Origin of the sequence: Flavobacterium chungbukense, from assembly GCF_020805785.1 — a bacterium.
GTDB classification, from domain to species: Bacteria; Bacteroidota; Bacteroidia; order Flavobacteriales; family Flavobacteriaceae; genus Flavobacterium; species Flavobacterium chungbukense.
The window spans coordinates 547,191-568,193 of the sequence record NZ_JAJGZV010000002.1 but is presented as its reverse complement, the minus strand read 5'-3'; the positions used below and the strand labels follow the sequence as shown (position 1 = coordinate 568,193).

The window sequence follows — 21,003 nt, the reverse complement described above, 5'->3', positions numbered from 1 at the left end:
TAAGTTTTAAAAAATAAACTAAATTTAATAATTGGTTTTAAGATTCGATAGGAGTTATGAAGCCTTTAAAAGAGAAGTTTAGATTAAAAAAGATATGATAAAAAGTAAGTTTATTGCTGTCGGAATTGCCACAACAATGTTGTTTTCTGGATGCAAAACAAAAGATTTAAAAATGAGTGAAGTAAAAGAAAATCATTCTAATGATAAGAAAATTGTAGTATATCAAGTTTTTACACGCCTGTTCGGAAATAAAAATACAAACAACAAACCTTGGGGCACAATAGAAGAAAATGGCGTTGGAAAATTTAATGATTTTACAGATAAAGCACTTCACGAAATAAAAGATTTAGGCGTAAATTATATTTGGTATACGGGCGTGCCTCATCATGCTTTGGTAAATGATTATACTGCGTACGGAATCTCAAATGATGATCCGGAAGTGGTAAAAGGGCGCGCAGGATCGCCTTATGCTGTAAAAGATTATTATAATGTAAATCCAGATTTGGCTGTAGATCCTGCTAAACGTTTGGAAGAATTTGAGGCTTTAATTAAACGAACTCATAACGCTGGTTTAAAAGTGATTATTGACATTGTTCCGAATCATATTGCTAGAAAATATGAAGGAAAATCAAATCCTGAAGGCGTGAAAGATTTTGGTGCAGATGATGATGTGACAGTTGAATACAAAAGAGATAATAATTTTTATTACATTCCAAATGAACATTTTGAAATTCCAGATGGTGATATTCCATTAAATGGAGAAAAGAATAATTTGATTGATGGAAAGTTTGATGAGAATCCAGCAAAATGGACAGGAAATGGATCAAGAAAATTTAAACCAGATCAAAATGATTGGTATGAAACGGTAAAAGTGAACTACGGCGTTCGTCCTGACGGCAGTAAAGATTTTCCTGAACTTCCTGCTGGTTTTGATCAAAAATCATATCAAGAACATTTTGCATTTTGGCAGGATAAAGATGTTCCAAATTCTTGGAAAAAATTCCGAGATATTGCTTTATACTGGACTTCAAAAGGTGTTGATGGATTCCGTTATGATATGGCAGAAATGGTTCCTTATGAATTTTGGAGCTACATGAACTCTTCTATTAAAATGAAAAATCCGAATGCATTCCTTTTGGCAGAAGTATACAATCCGAATGAATATCGAAATTATATCCGTTTAGGAAAAATGAATTATTTGTATGATAAAGTAGAAACGTATGATAAATTGAAAGATGTTATACGAGGGAAATCTTCGCCAGATGAATTAAATAATATTCAAAGAGGAATGTCTGATATTGAACATCATATGTTGCATTTCTTAGACAATCATGATGAACAGCGTTTAGCTAGTCCAGAATTTGCGGGAACTCCTGAAAGAGGAAAACCTTTAATGGTGGTTTCAGCAACAATCAGTACTTCTCCAACCATGATTTATTTCGGGCAAGAAGTAGGAGAGGCTGGAAATGAAGATGCCGGCTTCGGAAAACGTTCGAGAACTTCAATCTTTGATTATATCGGAGTTCCAAATCATCAGCGTTGGATGAATGATGGAAAATTTGATGGTGGAAAATTATCAGAATCAGAAAAACAACTACGTGATTTTTACAAACGTTTATTGAATTTTACCATAGAAAGTGATGCTTTAATGGGAAGTTTTGAAGAAATTCAGTCGGCAAATCGTCAAAATAATACAGGTTACGATGCCTTGTTGTATTCATACGCACGATGGTCGGCAAAACAAAAACTGATTGTAATTGTTAACTTTTCATCTGAAAAAGAAAGTGAATTTGATCTAAAAATTCCTTCATCTCTCATTTCAAAATGGAATTTAAAAGATGGTTCATATGTGCTTGTAGATAAACTATATTTAAAGAGCAAGACATATCTTACAGTCAAAAATGGAGAAGGTTCGGCACGAGTTAAAATAAAACCTTCTGAATCATTTATTTATGAAGTAAACTAAAATAATAAACTAAAGATTTTAAAATAAACCAGCTTAGATCGTACAAATTCTAAGCTGGTTTTATTGTTTTTAGATCTCTTTTAAAAGTGAAAGGATTTCTTTTATCGAAAAAGTCGCACCACATACAAATTCATCAGAGGCACCGTAATAAATCGTAAGCGTGTCGCCATCTGGTTCTACTACATGGCCGTTTGTAAAAACTACATTTCCGAAAAAACCGCTCAATTCATAATCTGTTTTTGGAAACATAATCGGTTCTTCGGTTCTTGAAATTACTTTTGAAGGGTTTTCTAAATCCATTAAAAAAGCACCTAAACAATATTGATGAGATTCATTTGCTCCGTGATAAATTTCAAGCCAGCCTTTTTCTGTTTTTATGGGTGCCGCGCCTGCGCCAACTCTTTTACTATCCCAAAGATTTTTTCGAGTTTTTACAATGCATCGATGATTTCCCCAATGTATACCATCTGGAGAAGAAGCTATCCAGATATAATTTCCTCCAATATCAACGCTGCTGGGGCGGTGTAAAGCGTAGAATAATCCATTTATTTTTTCTTCGAAAATAGCGCAATCCTTGTTATGAGCTGGAAAGATCATTCCGTGTTTTTCAAAATTTTTCCAGTCAGTTGTTGTTCTCAAACCAACACCAACACCATTGTCAGATACTGAAGTAAATGTCAAATAATATTTTCCTTCAATCAATGAGACACGACAATCTTCTATTCCAAATGTTTCTAAAATTCCTTCGCCAACCAAATTAGGGTAATCTTCAGGTTCATAAAAGTGCTTCCCATCTTCACTGCACAATAATCTAATGTGTGATAAAGTAGTTAGATAGTCAATCCCTTGGTAATTGATTACACGCGCATCTGTTGCGATAAGTTCGGGATCATCTTTTAGAATTTTAATAATCTGAATTGAGCCTGAGTCTGTCAAAATTGGAAACGAAATAATGTTTTCTATTTGTTTCGGTCTTTCGGCAACTCGTACAGCAAGCCAGATTTTATTTTGAAATTGAAACACGCCGGGATTTAACAAGCAGCTAATTTCTAAACCTTCTCTGCTTGGCGGTATGTCTGATGGGGACAATAATGGGTTTTCTGTAAAACGATGGGCAATATCTCTCATGTTCTTCATGTCTAATTACCATTAAGTTATAAAAAAAAGCTGGCACTTAAATTGTATCAGCTTTTTTTCTATACTTTTTTAACCTTTTTAAGGGCTTCAACGTAATATTCATTTACTTTTTCCCAATTGATATGTTGGTAGAAAGCGTTAATGTAACTTCCTTTTCGGTTTTGATAATCCAGATAGTAAGCATGTTCCCAAAGATCAATTCCCATAATAGGTGTTCCAGGTATTAAGGCATTTCTCATTAACGGATTATCTTGATTTTCGGTTGTTGTAATTTGCAATTTACCATATCGGTCTACAACAAGCCAAACCCATCCAGAACCAAATTGCTTTTCAGATTTTGCTTTAAATTGATTCGTTAGATTATTAAAAGAACCAAATTCTTTGTTAATAGAACCTGCTAAAGTATCTTTAGGAGTTTGTTCTTTAGGAGTTAAAATATTAAAATAAAGTGTGTGATTATAATAACCGCCTGCATTCTGACGAAGTTTAGCATTATTTAAATCCATCTTTTTTAAAATATCTTCAATCGGCATGTTTTCGAACTCAGTCGACACAATTTCTTTATTAAAATTGTTTGTATAAGATAAGTAATGTTTAGAATAATGTGTTTCTAAAGTCAAAGTTCTGATATCTGGAGCGAGACCGTCATAATTAAATGGCAATTTTGTCATTTCAAATGAGCCTGGATCTGCTTTAACATCATTTGGTGAGCCAATCGATATTTTTTCTTCTTTAGTTGGAAGCGGAACTTCGACAACTTCAACCAGCTTGTCTTCTTTACAGGAAAATAATAGTAAAAATGAAGCTAAAGTGCTAAAAAGAACAACGTTTTTCTTCATAATGTATTTATTTTGATGTTAATGAATTGATAATCTCAATGTAATTTTCTTTGGCTTCATCAGTCGAAATGTGGCTTATCTGCATCCAAGCATTCGTTTTGAAAGCATCTCTCAAATCAAAATTTTCAGAATGATTGTAAACTGCTGTTCCAAAAGTGGCTTGTTTGTAATAAGCATACAATCTTAACTGCACATCTTGTGGCAGTGAGGCCTGAGTCATTGTCATAGCAATTTCTACAGCTTCAGCAAAGCGAATATCTAAATCTTTTTCAGCCATTTATGCTTTCGTAGCAATAATTGTTTTCCCTCCAACTGCTTTCTGATTTAACTCAACGTTGATTGGTGTACCTAAAGGTAAAAATAAATCTACTCTTGAACCAAATTTAATAAAACCAGCATCAGTTCCCTGCACAACCTGCATTCCTTCTTTAGCATAGTTTACAATTCTACGAGCTAATGCACCAGCAATTTGTCTGTACAAAATAGCTCCAAAAGTTTCATTTTCGATAACTACTGTAGTTCTTTCATTTTCTTCACTTGCTTTTGGATGCCATGCTACTAAGAATTTTCCAGGGTGGTATTTACTAAATTTAATGATACCATCCATTGCGTAACGCGTAACGTGTACATTGATTGGCGACATAAAAATAGAAACCTGTAAGCGTTTGTCTTTAAAATATTCTCCTTCATAAACTTCTTCAATAACAACTACTTTTCCATCTACAGGAGCAAGAATATGATCACTGTTTCTAATTGCAATTCTTTTCGGATTTCTAAAGAATTGTAAAATAATAATCAAGATTAAAAGAGCTGCAAATTGAACAAGCATTCTCAGCCAAGAAATATCAATGAATTTATCAGCAATTAAAAGTACAGCTACTGTAAAAACAGTACCTAATAAAATAGACGGGCCACCTTCTTTATGAAACATAATATAAAATTTGATAAAATAAAAATATAATTGGTGCTACAAATATAACACTATCTAATCGATCTAGAATACCACCATGTCCAGGCATAATCGAACCGCTGTCTTTTATACCGGCAATTCGTTTAAATTTAGATTCGATCAAATCTCCAATAGTTCCAAAAACGCTCACAATTAAAGCGATTATTGTCCAGATTAAAATTGATTTACTGCTAAATTCGGGATTTGGCTGAATATATAATTTAGAAATTAAAAAACCTGCAAAAGCGGCAAAAACAACACCGCCAAGAAAACCTTCTATCGTTTTTTTAGGAGAAACGCGTTCAAACAATTTATGTTTTCCCATTGATTTTCCAACTAAATAAGCAAAAGTGTCATTAGTCCAGATCAGGACAAATAATCCAATTATAATCTTCGGATTGTAGTCATTCGTTCCAAAAGAAATTTTAACGATGAAAATAAATGGAAGTGTAATATATCCTAATAAATACAGGTATTTTGAAGATGTGCTTATTTTTTGAACAGAATCATAAAAAAGGAATATGATGCATTTTATTGAAACTACAATTGTAATAGCAAGAAGTACTAGATCTAATTGTTTGATATTAGTTTCTAAGCTGATATTGGAATTAAATGTTTCGTTTAAAAACTTACTTGTTTGTTTGTTGTAATGACTTATAAGAATAGTTGTAGAATAAACTATAATTCCAAAAAGTATGGAAAACACTTTGTTTAAGTTTACGATATTAGAAAACTCGTATATCGTAATAATTAAGAAAACGCCAAAAAGGGCAATGAAGCTTTCTGTAGAAAACAATATGGAGGCTAATAATAAAGCGATATAAACAGCACCAGAAATGGTTCTCTTCAGTGTTTCGTTCATCTTAAAGATCTTCTAAAAGCAATAAATAGAGGTTTTTAGCAACACTTCCGTATTGAGTAAAGTCTTCTTCTTTTGCTTTTTCGAAATATTTTATGGTAGTAATGTTAGTAGGATAGTCCCTTTCGTATTTACGCTTTATAGCACTTAATCCATCGCTTTTCATTGGGAGGATTTGGCTTGTTGTTGCTATTATAACAATATTTGCGGGTAATTCGTTTGGTTTATTTTGTCTAATCTGTTTAGATGAAAACAAGATAGAGCCTTCATCAGCAATAAGATTTTCACAACTTGCTAATAGAAACTTTGGTTTAGAAGGTGCGTTATAAAACAGTTTGTTTTCTTCTAATAAACTAAAAAGTGCTGGTTCATAACATAACACTTCACTTTCAAACCAGTCATTCTCTTCTAAAATGTTTTCAAACTGCTCAGCAACTTCTGCTTTATTTTCACAGTACAAGAATTTACCTCCATTTTTTTTAAAATTGAAAATAAATTGTTCATCTAAAGATAAATGACTGTTCTGTGCAGATGTGCCTGCATATTCGCTTTCGTGCTCTTCGTCAGAAGCGGCTTCACTTGAGCCAAATATTTTTTTGAAAAAATTCATTTTTTATATGAAATGCTTTACATGTTAATTGAAAACGTTCAAAGATAAAAAAATCTTAATTCAAAAGGGTGTTTTGAATTAAGATTTTGAAAATTTATTACGTTTTTCGTAATTATTTATGAAACTACTTCTTCTAGATTTTTGTCAAAAGTACGTTTTCCGAAAATGTTTTCTAAATCATCTTTAAAGATAACTTCTTTTTCAATCAGAATATCAGCAAGTTGATTCAGTTTATCTTTGTTTTCTTCTAAAATTTGAATCGCTCTCTGGTATTGGCCTTCAATTAATTCTGAAATTTCAGCATCGATAATTTTTGCAGTCTCATCAGAATATGGTTTAGAAAAACTGTATTCACTTTGTCCGCTTGAATCGTAATAAGTAACGTTTCCGATTTTATCGTTCAATCCGTAAATAGTTACCATTGCACGAGCTTGACGTGTTACTTTTTCTAAATCGCTTAAAGCACCAGTAGAAATTCTGTCAAAAGTTACTTTTTCGGCAGCTCTACCGCCCATAGTAGCACACATTTCGTCTAACATTTGATCTGTTCTTACGATTTGTCTTTCTTCTGGTAAATACCATGCAGCTCCTAAACTTTGTCCACGAGGAACAATGGTTACTTTAATAAGTGGCGCAGCGTGCTCTAACATCCAGCTTACAGTTGCGTGTCCAGCTTCGTGAATTGCAATTGCTCTTTTCTCTTCTGGAGTGATGATTTTATTTTTCTTTTCTAAACCACCAATGATTCTATCAACAGCGTCAAGGAAATCTTGTCTATCTACTGCTGGTTTGTTATTACGTGCAGCAATTAAGGCAGCTTCGTTACAAACGTTAGCAATATCAGCACCAGAGAAACCTGGAGTTTGTTTTGCTAAAAAGTCTAAATCAAGACCTTCTACTTTTTTAATAGGAGCTAAGTGAACTTTAAAGATTTCAGCTCTCTCGCGAATGTCTGGTAAGTCAACAAAAATTTGTCTGTCAAAACGTCCAGCACGCATTAAAGCTTTGTCCAAAACGTCTGCTCTATTGGTCGCAGCCAAAACAATTACGTTAGAGTTTGTTCCAAAACCGTCCATTTCTGTCAGTAATTGGTTCAATGTGTTTTCTCTTTCATCGTTTCCGCCAGACATATTGCTTTTTCCTCTTGCTCTACCAACAGCATCAATCTCGTCGATGAAGATAATAGCTGGAGATTTTTCTTTTGCTTGTTTGAATAAATCACGTACACGTGACGCACCAACTCCTACGAACATCTCTACGAAATCAGAACCTGATAAAGAGAAGAAAGGTACTTGGGCTTCACCAGCAACAGCTTTTGCCAATAAAGTTTTACCAGTTCCCGGAGGTCCAACAAGTAAAGCTCCCTTTGGAATTTTACCTCCAAGATTCGTGTATTTTTCTGGGTTTTTAAGGAATTCAACAATTTCTTGAATTTCCTCTTTTGCACCTTCTAAACCAGCAACATCTTTAAATGTTGTTTTGATATCTGTTTTTTCATCAAACAATTTAGCTTTAGATTTTCCAATATTGAAAATTTGTCCGCCACCCCCAGCGCCACCGCCAGACATTTTGCGCATGATGAAAATCCATACACCAACAATGATGATGATAGGAAGTAAACTGATTAAAATATCGCTCCAGTTATTTTTCTGAAGAAAATTGAAATCTTTCAGTTTGCCTTCGCTAACTGCTTTTTCTAGTTTAGTCTGAAAGATTTGATCGTTACCAATTTCCAAAGTGTAATGTGGACCTTTGTTTGGTTGTTTGAAAATGTCTTCAGCTACTTTTTTATTTGCTGGGTCTTTAAGAGCAGCAGCATTTAAATATACTTCAGCTTCAGCTTTGTTGTAAACAATAACCTTTTCAATTTGGCCTTTTTCTAAAAGTGTATTGAATTTAGAAGAAGTTAATTGGGCAGGCTCGCTTAAGCTTGATCCTCCTGTGGCAAAACTTATGAATAAAAAAACTAAAAGTATTGCGGTATATATTAACCAAGGACTTATTTTAAATTTATTCGGATTTGGATTATTATCTTTAGCCATTTAATGAAAGTTTCTTTAGTATTTGTTCTCGATTGTAGTTATTTTGGCATCGCCCCAAAGGCTTTCGATATTGTAATATTCGCGAATATGTTTCTGGAAAACATGAACAACAATGTGTACATAATCCATTAAAACCCATTCTGCATTATCGGTTCCTTCTACGTGCCAAGGCTTATCTTTTAAGTCTTTTGATACTGTTTTTTGAATTGAGTTTACGATGGCGTTTACTTGGGTGTTTGAACTACCGTTGCAGATCACAAAATAATCGCATACTGCAGTATCTATTTCTCTTAAGTCAAGAATGTCGATATCATTTCCTTTTACTTCTTCAATCCCTTTGATTATGTTCGCCAGTAGAACATCATTATTAATCGTCTTTTTCGCCATGAACTATTTTATATGTGAATTTGTAAAGTTACCAAATTTTGTGATTATTTTTGAACCTTAACAAAATATTAAATTAAGTTATTTAAATTATTTAATGAAACTAATCAAACTCGATGCCATAGATTCGACAAATGATTTCCTGAAATCATTGTCAAGCCAAGAAGATGTAGAAAATTTTACAGTTGTAACTGCTGAAAATCAGACAAAAGGCAAAGGACAAGTGGGTGGGGTTTGGAAGTCTGAAGTAGGTAAAAACTTAATTATGAGCATCTTGGTTAAAGATTTTATATTTAAGAACGAAGATGTTTTTAATCTAAGCCTTCTGACTTCTCTGTCAGTTGCAGAGGTTTTAAAATCGTTAAATATTCCTGATATAGGTATAAAATGGCCAAACGACATTCTGTCATACAATAAGAAATTGGTTGGCATATTAATCGAAAACACCATAAAAAGCGATGGCAGAATAGTGTCAGTTGTCGGAATTGGAGTTAATGTGAATCAAACCGATTTTAGTGAATTACCAACAGCTTCTTCTATTTCGGTAATTTCAGGAAAAACTTTCGATAAAGAAAAATTAGCGGTTTTAATAGTTGAAAAACTAAAAGAGAAAATTCAGCTATGGAAAACCTCGTCGGAGAGTTTCTGGACAGATTATTTTAATTTTTTGTTTAAAAAAGGGGTTCCAACAGCATTTCGAGACAAAAATAACCAAGATTTTATGGGAATCATTCAAGGCGTTTCTCCAATAGGAAAATTACAGGTTTTGTTAGAAGATGATTCTGTTGCTGAATTTGAAATTAAAGAGGTTAAGATGCTTTATTGAGAGTCGCAAAGTTACAGAGAAGCAAAGTGACAAAGTTTTTCTGTAGAGACGCACTGCAGTGCGTCTAACGTAAAGTTACCACATAGTTTGTCATTTCGACGTAAGGAGAAATCACACTAGAAATTCTACAAAAAATTTCGTCAATCCATACATAATTCCGAGTGAGATTTCTCCTTATGTCGAAATGACAAAAACAAAAAAGTCCAATCGGTAGATTGGACTTTTAATTTATAATTCGCAATTTACAATTCACAATTATAATTTGTTCATATTGTTTGCTAAAGTTTCAATAAACTTACTAATCGGACCTTTAACCATCATTGCCATCATCGCGTTGAATTCGCCTTCAAAAAATAATTGAACTGCGCTTTCTGAATCAGAAACACTATCAATGTTTGAAGTTAGTGTAAACGGAAGTTTATCACTTGCAGCGCCCAAAACGATTTTGTTTGGAGCTGTTTTTTCTTTCATTTTCAATTTGATTTCCGGCATCCCTTTCAATCCAAAAATAAAAGCGTCTTCGCCAGTCACTTCAAATTTAGCGATGTTATCCGGCATTAATTTTTCAAAATTCTTAACATCAGTCAATTGATCAAATAAATCTTGAGCTGATTTCTGAACAGTAACTTTTGGACTTTCTAAGTTCATATATTATTTTTTGTTTTTGTTTTTTTGTTTTTTAACGCAAAGAACGCAAGGTTTTTTCTATACTATGACTTTATAAAACGCCAAGTTCGCAAATCTAAAATCTAAAATCTATCCCGAGGCTTCGGGACTAAAATCTATTCCTGTCCCCAAGTAGACGGACTTTCGTTCCATTCTAATAGAGTTGATTGCTGATCTTCTGTAATATATTGTTTTTGAACCGCTAAATCTAATAAGTTTTCGTAGTTGCTTAAAGTGAATAAATCCAAATTAGCTTCTTTGAAATTTTCTTCAGCAACACCAAAACCGTAAGTAAAGATTGCAGCCATTCCTTTAATGTTCGCACCTTCGCTTCTTAAAGCTTCGACCGCCATTAAACTGCTTTTTCCAGTACTAATCAAATCTTCTACAACCACAACATTTTGTCCTTTTTGTAAAAAACCTTCCACTTGGTTTTGTCTACCGTGTTTTTTAGGCTCTGGACGCACGTATACGAATGGTAGTCCTAAACTTTCGGCAACCAAAATTCCAACTCCAATGGCTCCAGTAGCGACACCAGCGATCACATCGGGCTTTCCAAATTGTTTTTCGATATTTTTAGCAAATTCATCACGAACATAGTTTCTGATGCTCGGAAATGAAAGAATTAACCTATTATCACAGTAAATAGGAGATTTCCAGCCAGAAGCCCATGTAAAAGGATTTTCGGGATTCAATTTAATTGCATTTATTTGCAAAAGCAATTCGGCTGTTTTTTCGGCAGTATCTTTATTAAAAATCATAATACAAATGTATAAAGTTTTTGTAAACGACAAACCACTTTTTTTGACAAATGAAATCTCTAAGGAAACAGATTTCCAATTGTTCTTGTTAGAGAGTATTGATATAGAACAGCTTATTATAAAAATTTTTCAAAATAAAATTCAAAAAGCCATTCTTTATCATCCCGACGAAAGTGAAATGATGAAAACCCTAAAAGCCAAAATTCCTGTGAATAAAGCGGGCGGAGGCTTTGTGTACAATAAAAAAGGTGAGGTTTTATTTATCTTTAGAAACGGAAAATGGGATTTGCCAAAAGGCGGAATCGAGAAAGGCGAGGAGATTGAAGCCACTGCAATGCGTGAAGTAGAAGAAGAAACAGGGGTAAATCAGCTTCGTATTATCAATAAATTGCAGAAAACCTATCATATCTTCAAACGCAACGGAAAATACAAACTAAAAATCACGCATTGGTTCGAAATGCATTCTGATTTTGAAGGAACGCCACACGGGCAATTAGAAGAAGGAATCGAAAAAGTAGCGTGGCTAAACCCAGAACAAATCAAAGAAGCGCTTAAAAACTCTTACGAAAACATTAAATTATTGTTTGAAGAAGAAAAAGTTCCAACAGAAAAAAATGTGCCACCTGTTGCTTATCGATCAGGACCAGATTCCATTTAATTTACCGATTTCAAAATTTACTTTGAATTTGGGATTTAAAATTTGAAGTTTAAATATACGGGCGTGCCACCAATAAAAAAAAGACCCAATCAACTTTGCGTTCATTGGGTCTTTTTTTTATTGCTGTCGGGCTATCCGCGCTACTTCGGTAGCTTGCTTCTATCCCTCACGCGAAGATATGCTTTGTGTTTGAAATTTTGTTTTAAGTTTTAAGTTTTAAGTTTTTTGCTGACGCGAGCGTCTCGCCCGTGCCCTTCTAGTTTTGACTTAGATTATGTTTACGAGCGGGACGCTCGCGCTAGCAGGAGAGATTTGTTTTAAGTTTAAAGTTTTAGATTTTTTCGCTAGAGATTCATTCCGTTAGGAATGTTTCGTTGGTAGAAAAAAGATTTGTGTTTATACGTTCCGTAGGAACGTTTGAATAATGTAGCAATATTATCCACAAAACAAGTGTCCGATAGCGCGGATTTGCGATCCGTGCCCGCGAAGTAAGAATTCTTGTTTTTTATAGTTGTTTTCGTTACAGGAGTAGATTGCTAATCTACACTATTTTGATTTCAAATGTTTAATATAATTATCCAATAAGCCTTGAATTTGTTGACTCGCAACAGGATTTGCAGAATGAACATTGAATTTTAGATTTAACAAATCAATTCCAGATTCATAAACCAACCATTTGGCGCATGCGTAACCATCCTCGGCAACATTATCATTTTCATCAAGACCTAAATCATTGTCAAAACTAATTAATTCGGGAAGGCCTTTTTCAAGAATTACTTTTTTGAAATCATGGGAATTTCTAACCACAATAAAATCATCATTAGTTAATTTTTTGTAAACCATATTTACATCTCTAATATCGTCAAGAAAAAGTTTGTATGTCATAATTTTTAAAAGTAAAAAATCTTAATTCAGCTTTGTCAAAGTTTTACACTCAAAGCTTTGCGTTCTTACCGCAAACAAAACCCGGTCAAAATAAAAAAATCTTAGCGAACTTTGCGTTAAAAAAAAATCTACAAAACACGATAAACAGGATACTGCATATGAGCCTTTTCATAATAAACAGAATGTTTATAAATCCAATCCAATTGCGCTTCAGGGTTTTTAGCAAACTCGCGGTCGTTTTGTTTTTTAGCTTCTAATTCTGCTTTTAGATTTGGATTTTCTTTTAAAATATTTGCCGCAGTATCTTCAAAAATATATTCTGAATAATGTTCTTTTTGCTGCAAAATCGGATCGAAGAAATTCCAGTTAAACAACGAATCAACGCCTTCTGGTTCAAAAGCTTCTACAAGATATTTTACACCTTTTTGATTCGTTGGAACAATGTAATCTCCTTTAGCGAAAGTCATTTTAACGATCTTAGAAGTTACGGTTGTATTTCTGTGCAAATAATGTCCTTCGTAAGCAGACGGAACGGTTTTAAAATCGGCAATTCTGTAACTTTCAACTTCTATAATCGTGTCGTTTTTAATTTGTTTAAACGAGATATTATTGTTTTTCAAAAGGTCAATAATATTCCAATACCCTTTCGGAACAATGTAAGCCGTCGGAATCACCACTTCTTTAACCGATTTAAATTCTTTAATGTACGGAACGTCTTTTTTGTACGGTTTTGTTCTGTCGTAATACAAGCGATTTCCAGTTGTAGCGTCACTTTTTTTGTAACCGGCTTCATAACCTAAAAACGAAAAAGTAGTCGCTTTTGTACTGTCCAATTCCCATTTTAAAGTGTATGATTTTTTTGGCTGATACTGTTCTAAATTCTTTATTCTTAAATCTTTTATTTTCTGATAATTCGCATCGGTAAAATCCAAAGTCGATTTCATGTATTCGTAGGTCATTTTTACACGTTCGGCATATTTTTTCAGCATATGTGTTTCAACGACAAAACCAATCGTATTAAATAGAGAAGTGTAACCCGTAGTATATCTCGGACTATCGACAAACTGCCCGAAACCTTTGTCTGGCGTATCTTTAAAAGAATCGACATAAGGCGTTGTTTCGATTTTCTTTTTCTGAAGATCTTTTACCAAAGCCGGCATCATTTCGTTATTCATAAAATCACCCAAAACAGCTCCGAGTTTATTATGCTGCGTCATGATGTAAGTTAGTTTGTATTGATAATCAGAACCGTTACTTACGTGATTATCAATAAAAACATCTGCATTTATTTTTTGAAAAATCTCGACAAAACTTTTTGTGTTTCTCGTATCCGATTTCATTAAATCACGATTCAAATCGTAGTTTCTGGCATTTCCTCTAAAACCATAAATTTCAGGTCCGTCTTGATTGGCACGAGTTGTGGAATTTCTATTTAAAGCACCGCCAATATTATAAACAGGAATCGCAACTAAAACGGTATTTTTTGGCGCTTTCATTTTTCCTGTTGCTAAATCTCTGTAGAATTGCATTGTGGCATCAATTCCGTCTGGTTCTCCCGCGTGTATTCCGTTGTTGACAAAAAGAACGGCTTTGGTTTTCTGGATTTTATCAAAATCAAATTCTTTATCAGGATTAAAGGTAATCATTTGCAAAGGTTCACCAGAATCTGTCAATCCCATTTCTTTTATCTGAATTGTCGGGAAATCATTTGCTAGCATTTTAAAATAAGCGATAGTTTCTTGATAAGTTGCCGATTGATTTCCGTTTCCTTTTTCAAAAAAAGTTTCGTATTTTTTATTGTTTTGAGCGAAAAGAGTGATGGTGAAAAGTGAAAAGAAAATGGTGAGAAGTTTCATGATTTTGGTTTTTTGATAATCAAATATAATAGTTTTATTTGTTTCAAGTTTCAGGTTTCACGTTGATATGCTTTGTGGTTAATGGTTTCACGCAGATTTTACAGATTTAAGCAGATTCATTTTTGATTATAAAAATCCTTTTTGATCTGCCTAAATCTGCAAAATCTGCGTGAAAGAAAATCTTTGCACATGAATGCGGTTAAATAAACTTGAAACCTGACACAAGAAAAACTTGAAACAACTTTTTTGACTACTTTTGCAAAATGAATAAAAAACACCATTCCAACAATATACTTTCGAATTTAGGAATTCAGAGTCTGAACGAAATGCAAGAAATGGCGCATGACGCCATTTTGAACGAAAACAACGTTTTATTACTTTCTCCAACAGGATCAGGAAAAACGTTAGCGTTTTTGCTTCCTATTTTAGAATTATTACAGCCTGAAATTCTTTCTGTTCAATGTTTGATTTTAGTTCCGTCTCGCGAATTGGGATTACAAATTGAGCAAGTTTGGAAGAAAATGGGAACGCAATACAAAGTCAATATCTGTTACGGAGGACATTCTATTGAAACAGAAATGAAAAACTTAAGCAATCCTCCGGCGGTTTTAATAGGAACGCCTGGAAGAATTGCCGATCATATTGAAAGAGATACTTTTAGAACCGATAAAATTCAGACTTTGATTTTAGACGAGTTTGATAAATCGCTTCAATTAGGGTTTCATGAACAAATGTCTTTCATTATCGGAAGATTGCCTAAAGTAAACAAAAGAGTTCTGGTTTCGGCAACTTCAGATATTGAGATTCCGAAATATACGCGCGTGGTAAATCCGACAGTTTTAGATTTTATTCCAGAGGAAGAAGAAAAAGCCAATCTTTCGATGAAAATGGTAGTTTCGCCATCTAAAGATAAACTGCAAAGTTTGTTCAATCTGATTTGCTCTTTAAAATCAGAATCGGCTATTATTTTCTGTAATCATCGTGATGCGGCAGAACGTATCAGTGATACGTTAAACGAAAAAGGAATTTATTCTGTTTATTATCATGGCGGAATGGATCAGGAAGAACGTGAACGTGCTTTGATTCAGTTTAGAAATGGAAGCGTAACGTATCTAGTTACAACCGATTTGGCAGCCAGAGGTTTGGATATTCCTGAAATGAAACACGTTATTCATTATCATTTACCTTTAAAAGAAGATGAATTTACGCATAGAAATGGGCGTACAGCACGTATGCAGGCAACCGGAACGGCGTATATTATCATTCACGAAAGTGAAAAACAATTGGACTACATTGATTATGAAATGAAGGTTTTGGATGTCGAAGGAAAAGTTTCATTGCCAAATCCGCCTCAATTTCAAACTATTTATATCAGTGGAGGAAAGAAAACAAAATTGAATAAATTTGATATTGTGGGTTTCTTTTCTCAAAAAGGGAAATTAGAAAAAGAAGATTTAGGATTAATTGAAGTAAAAGATTTCGTTTCGTTTGCGGCGGTAAAATACAATAAGGTAAAGGATTTACTGAAAAATGTCAAAGACGAAAAGATGAAAGGTAAAAAGTTTAAAATTGAAGTTGCTCGTAATGTGATCAAAAAAGTGGAAGAAGAGAAGAAAGGAAAGTATTGATTTTAGTCCCGAAGCCTCGGGATAGATTTTAGATTTTTAGAATTTGGAATTTAGAATTTGGAATTTAGAATTTGAAATTTAGAATTTGATTTTTAGATTTATTTATTTGTATTTCAGTGTTTTAGAGTTGAATGGTTAAGTTTTACAATTTTATGTTAAAAAAATAATCGTTTGATAGGTGTTTTTTCAATATTTCTATGTTTTTTTGCTACAGTAAAATTGTAAACCCCAAATTCATTATGAAAAACATTATTACCATTGCTGCTTTGTTCTTTAGCTTTATTTCGTTTGCACAAATCAAAGTTCTTGAAACTGTTCCTGTTGAGAAATTAGGAAAAGTAAACAACAATTACATTCAAAAAATTGGAGACGAATACACAGTGTATTACACTACTATTCTAACCGATGATGATGATTCTTCTAATTTGAGAAAATTTTCATTCAAAAACCTTAATAATGATTACAATAACCTATACAACATCATTATGGGAGGTTTTACAGCAACACCTTTATACGATATCAAATTAGAATTACCTAACAATTACATTTGGTTGCACTATACTGGAAATGTTGTTCCAGATAAAGCTACAGTACAATTTATGGTTTCTAGCAAAGAAAGAGACGCTGCAACAAACAATGTTTCTGAGCCTTTAGTAAAAGATCAAATTAGTAAATTATTCCAGAAATAATTTTCTTTAAGGTTCAAAGATACAGAGAGACAAAGGGACAAAGTTTGAGTCCTTTATCTTTTTTACTATCATAAAAAAAGCTGTTCTATTTAGAACAGCTTTTTTGTTTTTATGTTCTAAAAGGTTCAGAGTGACAAAGTAATAAAGTTTTGGAACTTTGTTCCTTTGTATCTTTGTCACTCTGAACCTTAAAAATTAAATCTTCTTCACATATTGCGTAATAATCACAATCTGCTGACCATCTACTTTTCCTTCAATATATTCGGCATTTTCGTGGTCTAAACGGATGTTTCTAACGGCAGTTCCTTGTTTGGCAACCATGCTAGAACCTTTTACTTTAAGATCTTTGATTAACACAACCGAATCTCCGTGTTGTAGTACTACGCCGTTACTGTCACGGTGAACTAGTTTGTTTTCATCATCTTCGCCTTCGCCAGTTGCTTTTGCCCATTCTAGAGTATCTTCATCGAGATACATCATATCAAGTAATTCTTGTGGCCAGCCAGCAGCGCGTAAACGACTTAACATTCTCCAAGCCACAACTTGTACCGGAATATTTTCGTTCCACATACTGTCATTAAGGCATCTCCAGTGATTCAAATCTACGTTGTCTGGATTTTCAATTTGGTCAATACAGGTGTTACAGGCTAATACAGCTTCATCAATTCCGCCTTTTTTAGTTGGAAGGACTTGATAAACTTTTAAATTTTCTTCAGCGCCACAAAGTTCACATTTAGATCCGCTTCGTTTGCTTAATTCTCTTTCGATGCTCATTATTTGGTGTTTATTTTAAAAATGCGAAATTACTTATAATTTGCTTCGCTAGCAAGTTTTTCTATTTTAGTCATTGCGAGGAACGAAGCAATCTCATTTGCTATATTCAGCATAGTGTCCTTGCTTCGTTGCTCGCAGTGATTTTGAGTCTTTGGATTATTTTAATTGTATTATTTCTTAACCCTAACAGCATTCGGAACCAACATTTCATATTCACCACCATGACGTAATACATCACGAACAATGCTCGAACTAATAAATGATGTACTTGCAGCTGTCAAAAGAAATACCGTTTCTATTTTAGAAAGTTTTCTATTCGTATGTGCGATTGCTTTTTCAAATTCGAAATCGGCAGGATTACGAAGACCTCTTAAAATAAAATTAGCTTTTAGTTTTTTTGCCAAATCAATTGTTAGTCCTTCATACGTAATAACCGAAATTTTTGGCTCATTTTTGAAAGTTTCTTCAATAAAACGCTTTCTTTCTTCTAATGAAAACATGTATTTTTTTTCGGCATTAACACCAATTGCAATTACGATTTCATCAAATAAAGGGAGTCCTCTTTTGATAATATCTTCGTGTCCAAGTGTAATGGGGTCAAATGATCCTGGGAATATGGCTTTTCGCATTTTTTTGAGGTTCTAAGGTTTTTGGAGTTTAAAGGTACAAAGGTTTTATTTTGTTGAAGGAATTTTTCTATTCTGCTTCTAATGAATAATTTTTATGTCTTATTTTTAAAATTTCTCCATTTTGATAAAGTTGCATTAATTCCTTTTTTGAATAGGAAACTTTTTTATTGGAGTAGTTTTCCGTTTTATCTAAATCATCAACTTCGTAGGGCATATAAGCGTCAAAATCATTATGTGTCGTAAAAACACTGTCTGAAGTTATTTTATCAATTTTAAATGTAGAATAATAGCCATTTGAAAATTTTAAATTATAGACATCACCAACGGTTGGCTCTTTTATCAAAATTGTGAGATCATCCTTATTTTGGATATAATTATTAGCGAAATAGACAAGAAACAATAATAAAAGAATGGTTCCAGAAAACATCCAAATTGAACTTTCAAGTTTTTCATTTCTCAGCTTTTCCTGTCCATCTAAAGTTAAATCTTCGTAATAAAATATGTTTTTACAGCTTTTACATTCTATATTAACCGTTTTTCCAACAGGAAAAAGCGGAATCATTGTGATAAAAACGTAACGTCTAAAAATGCTGAAATTTAAAGTATTCTCAATGCCACATTTGGGACATTTTTCGTTTTTGATGGACCCGTTTTTTACATTCGAATCTTTTGTTCCAATTAGAAAAAGCATATGTTTTAGGAGTTTCTAAAGTTCTAAAATAATAAGTTTTGTGTGATTTGGAATTTGGAACTTTCTTTTTTGGCGTTTAAATTTTTATGTTATTCTAAGTGTTTTTATCGCTTCAACCCATTCTTCTTTTTGGCAGACATTACAAGTTGCAGTTCCTTTTTTTACTTCTTGTGTGTGTCCGCAGAAAGAACAGGCGTAGAGTCCGTCGCTTGAAATGAATTTGCTTTTTGCGTTAAATAATGAAGGTAAAATCGGAAGCCCATGTTTTACTTTTTCATCTGGATAAAAAAATACGCTTATTTCGCCGCTGGTTTCTATAAAAGCATGTTGTACTTGACCTAAATGTTCAATTGATCTGATGCGAAGTTCTGCGAAAAATTCGTCTTGTGCCAGACTTTCTTTTTTGAAAGTAGAGATCGAAAATTTCCCGTCATTGATTAGACACTCTGTTTTTCCTTCAATAAATTCTTCGAACTTTTTGCTTTTTCCTGTCAGCCAAGTTACAGAACGATATAAAATAATAATTACCGTAAAAACAACGGCTGCAGGAACTATTCCGACATCTTCATAAAACATTGGGTCGCCAGCGGCAGAACCTAATGCAATAATAATTACTGTTTCGAAAATTGATAATTGTTTTACGCCTCTTTTTCCGGCTAATTTTAAAGTCAGAAGTAAAATAATAAACATTACCGTAGAACGAAATATTACTTCGAGAATAAAACTCTCTGGCAAGCTGTTAAAAAAGAGTCTATCCCATTCAAATATTTGTTTCATTTTTTTTGAGGTGCTAAGGTTCTGAGATTCTAAGTTACTAAGTTTTGTGTCTAAAAAAAATAAAGGTGCTAAAATCTTAGAATCTTAGCACCTTAGTATCTTAGCATCTTTACACAAGCGCTAACTCAATTGCATTTGTAAATAAATCTTCTAGAGAAATTCCGGCTGCTTTTGCTTGTTGCGGAATTAAACTTTCTGTTGTTAATCCTGGAATTGTGTTCATTTCCAGCATATACGGTTCGTTGTCTACGATAATGAATTCGCTTCTTGAGAAACCTTTCATTTTTAAAACTTCGTATGCACGTTTTGCTGTTTCTCCCACTTTTTGAGTCAATTCGTCAGAGATCCTTGCTGGCGTGATTTCTTGCGATTTCCCTTCGTATTTGGCTTCATAATCGAAGAAATCATTGTCTGATACAATTTCTGTAATTGGTAAAACTTTAATTTCTCCTTGGTAATTAATTACACCAACAGAAACTTCAGTTCCGTCAAGTAAACTTTCTATGATAATTTCGTTGTCTTCTTTGTAAGCTACTTCAATTGCGATTGGCAATTCTGCTTCGGTTTTTACTTTTGAGATTCCGAAACTTGAACCAGCTTTGTTTGGTTTTACGAAGCATGGTAAACCTACTTTTTTAACAATTTCAGATGTGTTGATTTCGTCTCCTTTGTTCAAATAATAAGAAATTGCCGTTTTGATTCCGTATGGTTTTAAAACGGATAATAAATCTCTTTTATTGAATGTAAGAGCCGATTGGTAATAATCGCAAGAAGATTGTGGCAATCCGATTAATTCGAAGTAAGCCTGCATTAATCCGTCTTCGCCTGGGGTTCCGTGAATAGCGTTGAAAACACAGTCAAATGTGATTTTTTCGCCGTTTACTGTTACAGAAAAATCATTTCTATCGATTGGGAATTCGGCATCGTTTTGGTCTACATAAACCCATTTTTCTTTGAAAATGTGAATTCTGAATCCGTTGTATTTTGTTTTATCAAGATATTGGTACACAACGTTTCCGCTGATTAGCGAAATTTTGTATTCGCTTGAATATCCGCCCATGATGATGGCAATGTTTTTCATTGACTTTTTTTTGTTTAATCGTTAATTTGTTTAATTTGTTTTCGCCACTAATTGCACGAATTTCCACTAATTTTTTATTTTGTTTTGTCAGACTGAGCGAAGCCGAAGTCTCGCATCTGAATCACTTTGTTTGACTTCGACTTCGCTCAGTCTGACAAATAGAAAACGTTCTTTTGAAACCGAATGCCCTAGCCCCGATAGAGCCGGTATCTCCCGATTTAGAAAAACAAGGCTTTTTAGCCGTAGTTTTTGTTTATCGGGAATATAGGCGAAAGCGGGAAATAGCTCCTGAAAAT

22 protein-coding genes are annotated in these 21,003 nt (G+C 33.4%); 5 read left to right on the top strand and 17 right to left on the bottom strand.

What is annotated here, in order from left to right:
• Positions 1-94: 94 nt before the first annotated feature.
• Positions 95-1,966 (top strand): alpha-amylase family protein, encoded by a 1,872-nt coding sequence (locus tag LL966_RS07730; RefSeq protein ID WP_229352049.1) that lies wholly within the window; start codon positions 95-97, stop codon positions 1,964-1,966.
• 69 nt (positions 1,967-2,035) lie between these two features.
• Here the strand turns inward: LL966_RS07730 and LL966_RS07725 are convergent, their stop codons facing one another.
• The 8 genes from LL966_RS07725 to rsfS all read right to left on the bottom strand — a co-directional run bounded on the left by LL966_RS07725 (position 2,036) and on the right by rsfS (position 8,789).
• Complete coding sequence (locus tag LL966_RS07725; RefSeq protein ID WP_229352047.1) at positions 2,036-3,103, bottom strand: glycoside hydrolase family 130 protein; 1,068 nt, start codon at positions 3,101-3,103, stop codon at positions 2,036-2,038.
• A gap of 59 nt (positions 3,104-3,162) precedes the next feature.
• Positions 3,163-3,942, bottom strand: a complete 780-nt coding sequence (locus LL966_RS07720) for a superoxide dismutase (protein ID WP_229352046.1) — start codon at positions 3,940-3,942, stop codon at positions 3,163-3,165.
• A gap of 7 nt (positions 3,943-3,949) precedes the next feature.
• Entirely contained in the window at positions 3,950-4,219 is a 270-nt protein-coding gene (locus LL966_RS07715) for an acyl-CoA-binding protein (RefSeq protein ID WP_229352044.1), read from the bottom strand.
• Positions 4,220-4,873, bottom strand: a complete 654-nt coding sequence (locus tag LL966_RS07710) for a phosphatidylserine decarboxylase family protein (protein ID WP_229352042.1) — start codon at positions 4,871-4,873, stop codon at positions 4,220-4,222.
• Positions 4,863-5,753 (bottom strand): phosphatidate cytidylyltransferase, encoded by an 891-nt coding sequence (locus LL966_RS07705; protein WP_229352040.1) that lies wholly within the window; start codon positions 5,751-5,753, stop codon positions 4,863-4,865. The genes LL966_RS07710 and LL966_RS07705 overlap by 11 nt, the downstream gene beginning before the upstream one ends.
• Before the next feature lies 1 nt (position 5,754).
• Complete coding sequence (locus LL966_RS07700; RefSeq protein ID WP_229352038.1) at positions 5,755-6,360, bottom strand: lactate utilization protein; 606 nt, start codon at positions 6,358-6,360, stop codon at positions 5,755-5,757.
• 116 nt (positions 6,361-6,476) lie between these two features.
• Positions 6,477-8,402 (bottom strand): ATP-dependent zinc metalloprotease FtsH, encoded by a 1,926-nt coding sequence (gene ftsH / locus LL966_RS07695; protein WP_229352036.1) that lies wholly within the window; start codon positions 8,400-8,402, stop codon positions 6,477-6,479.
• Positions 8,403-8,417: 15 nt separating this feature from the next.
• Positions 8,418-8,789, bottom strand: a complete 372-nt coding sequence (gene rsfS, locus LL966_RS07690) for a ribosome silencing factor (RefSeq protein WP_007809313.1) — start codon at positions 8,787-8,789, stop codon at positions 8,418-8,420.
• Between the two features lie 94 nt (positions 8,790-8,883).
• Here rsfS and LL966_RS07685 point away from each other — a divergent pair, with 94 nt between their 5' ends.
• The gene (locus LL966_RS07685) at positions 8,884-9,612 is read left to right on the top strand and encodes a biotin--[acetyl-CoA-carboxylase] ligase (protein WP_229352029.1); all 729 of its coding nucleotides are present in this window, start codon (positions 8,884-8,886) and stop codon (positions 9,610-9,612) included.
• Positions 9,613-9,867: 255 nt separating this feature from the next.
• On the opposite strand, the gene LL966_RS07680 is transcribed toward LL966_RS07685, so the two are convergent.
• Both LL966_RS07680 and pyrE read right to left on the bottom strand, forming a co-directional pair.
• Positions 9,868-10,260 (bottom strand): SRPBCC family protein, encoded by a 393-nt coding sequence (locus LL966_RS07680; RefSeq protein ID WP_229352027.1) that lies wholly within the window; start codon positions 10,258-10,260, stop codon positions 9,868-9,870.
• A gap of 134 nt (positions 10,261-10,394) precedes the next feature.
• On the bottom strand, positions 10,395-11,039 hold the full coding sequence (gene pyrE / locus LL966_RS07675; RefSeq protein WP_184164774.1) for an orotate phosphoribosyltransferase: 645 nt from the start codon (positions 11,037-11,039) through the stop codon (positions 10,395-10,397).
• 7 nt (positions 11,040-11,046) lie between these two features.
• Here pyrE and LL966_RS07670 point away from each other — a divergent pair, with 7 nt between their 5' ends.
• A complete protein-coding gene (locus tag LL966_RS07670; RefSeq protein WP_229352025.1) occupies positions 11,047-11,697 on the top strand; it encodes an NUDIX hydrolase in 651 nt (216 codons plus the stop codon).
• 546 nt (positions 11,698-12,243) lie between these two features.
• Here LL966_RS07670 and LL966_RS07665 read toward each other — a convergent pair.
• Both LL966_RS07665 and LL966_RS07660 read right to left on the bottom strand, forming a co-directional pair.
• Complete coding sequence (locus tag LL966_RS07665; RefSeq protein ID WP_229352023.1) at positions 12,244-12,582, bottom strand: cyclic-phosphate processing receiver domain-containing protein; 339 nt, start codon at positions 12,580-12,582, stop codon at positions 12,244-12,246.
• Positions 12,583-12,710: 128 nt separating this feature from the next.
• Positions 12,711-14,438: a M14 family metallopeptidase gene (locus LL966_RS07660; protein ID WP_229352021.1), complete on the bottom strand. Its 1,728-nt coding sequence runs from the start codon at positions 14,436-14,438 to the stop codon at positions 12,711-12,713.
• Positions 14,439-14,701: 263 nt separating this feature from the next.
• Between LL966_RS07660 and LL966_RS07655 the strand changes: the two genes are divergently transcribed.
• Entirely contained in the window at positions 14,702-16,066 is a 1,365-nt protein-coding gene (locus LL966_RS07655; RefSeq protein WP_229352019.1) for a DEAD/DEAH box helicase, read from the top strand.
• Between the two features lie 239 nt (positions 16,067-16,305).
• A complete protein-coding gene (locus LL966_RS07650) occupies positions 16,306-16,755 on the top strand; it encodes a hypothetical protein (RefSeq protein ID WP_229352010.1) in 450 nt (149 codons plus the stop codon).
• Between the two features lie 195 nt (positions 16,756-16,950).
• On the opposite strand, the gene LL966_RS07645 is transcribed toward LL966_RS07650, so the two are convergent.
• The 5 genes from LL966_RS07645 to LL966_RS07625 all read right to left on the bottom strand — a co-directional run bounded on the left by LL966_RS07645 (position 16,951) and on the right by LL966_RS07625 (position 20,707).
• Positions 16,951-17,529, bottom strand: coding sequence for a PhnA domain-containing protein (locus tag LL966_RS07645; protein WP_229352007.1), 579 nt, complete (start codon positions 17,527-17,529; stop codon positions 16,951-16,953).
• A 170-nt stretch (positions 17,530-17,699) separates the two neighbouring features.
• The gene (gene coaD / locus LL966_RS07640; RefSeq protein ID WP_229352005.1) at positions 17,700-18,158 is read right to left on the bottom strand and encodes a pantetheine-phosphate adenylyltransferase; all 459 of its coding nucleotides are present in this window, start codon (positions 18,156-18,158) and stop codon (positions 17,700-17,702) included.
• Between the two features lie 67 nt (positions 18,159-18,225).
• Positions 18,226-18,849 carry a hypothetical protein gene (locus tag LL966_RS07635; RefSeq protein ID WP_229351996.1) on the bottom strand — a complete coding sequence of 208 codons (624 nt, stop codon included), beginning with the start codon at positions 18,847-18,849 and terminating at the stop codon, positions 18,226-18,228.
• Between the two features lie 84 nt (positions 18,850-18,933).
• Positions 18,934-19,626, bottom strand: a complete 693-nt coding sequence (locus LL966_RS07630) for a DUF421 domain-containing protein (RefSeq protein WP_229351994.1) — start codon at positions 19,624-19,626, stop codon at positions 18,934-18,936.
• Positions 19,627-19,735: 109 nt separating this feature from the next.
• Positions 19,736-20,707, bottom strand: a complete 972-nt coding sequence (locus LL966_RS07625) for a D-alanine--D-alanine ligase (protein WP_229351986.1) — start codon at positions 20,705-20,707, stop codon at positions 19,736-19,738.
• Between the last annotated feature and the right edge of the window lie 296 nt (positions 20,708-21,003).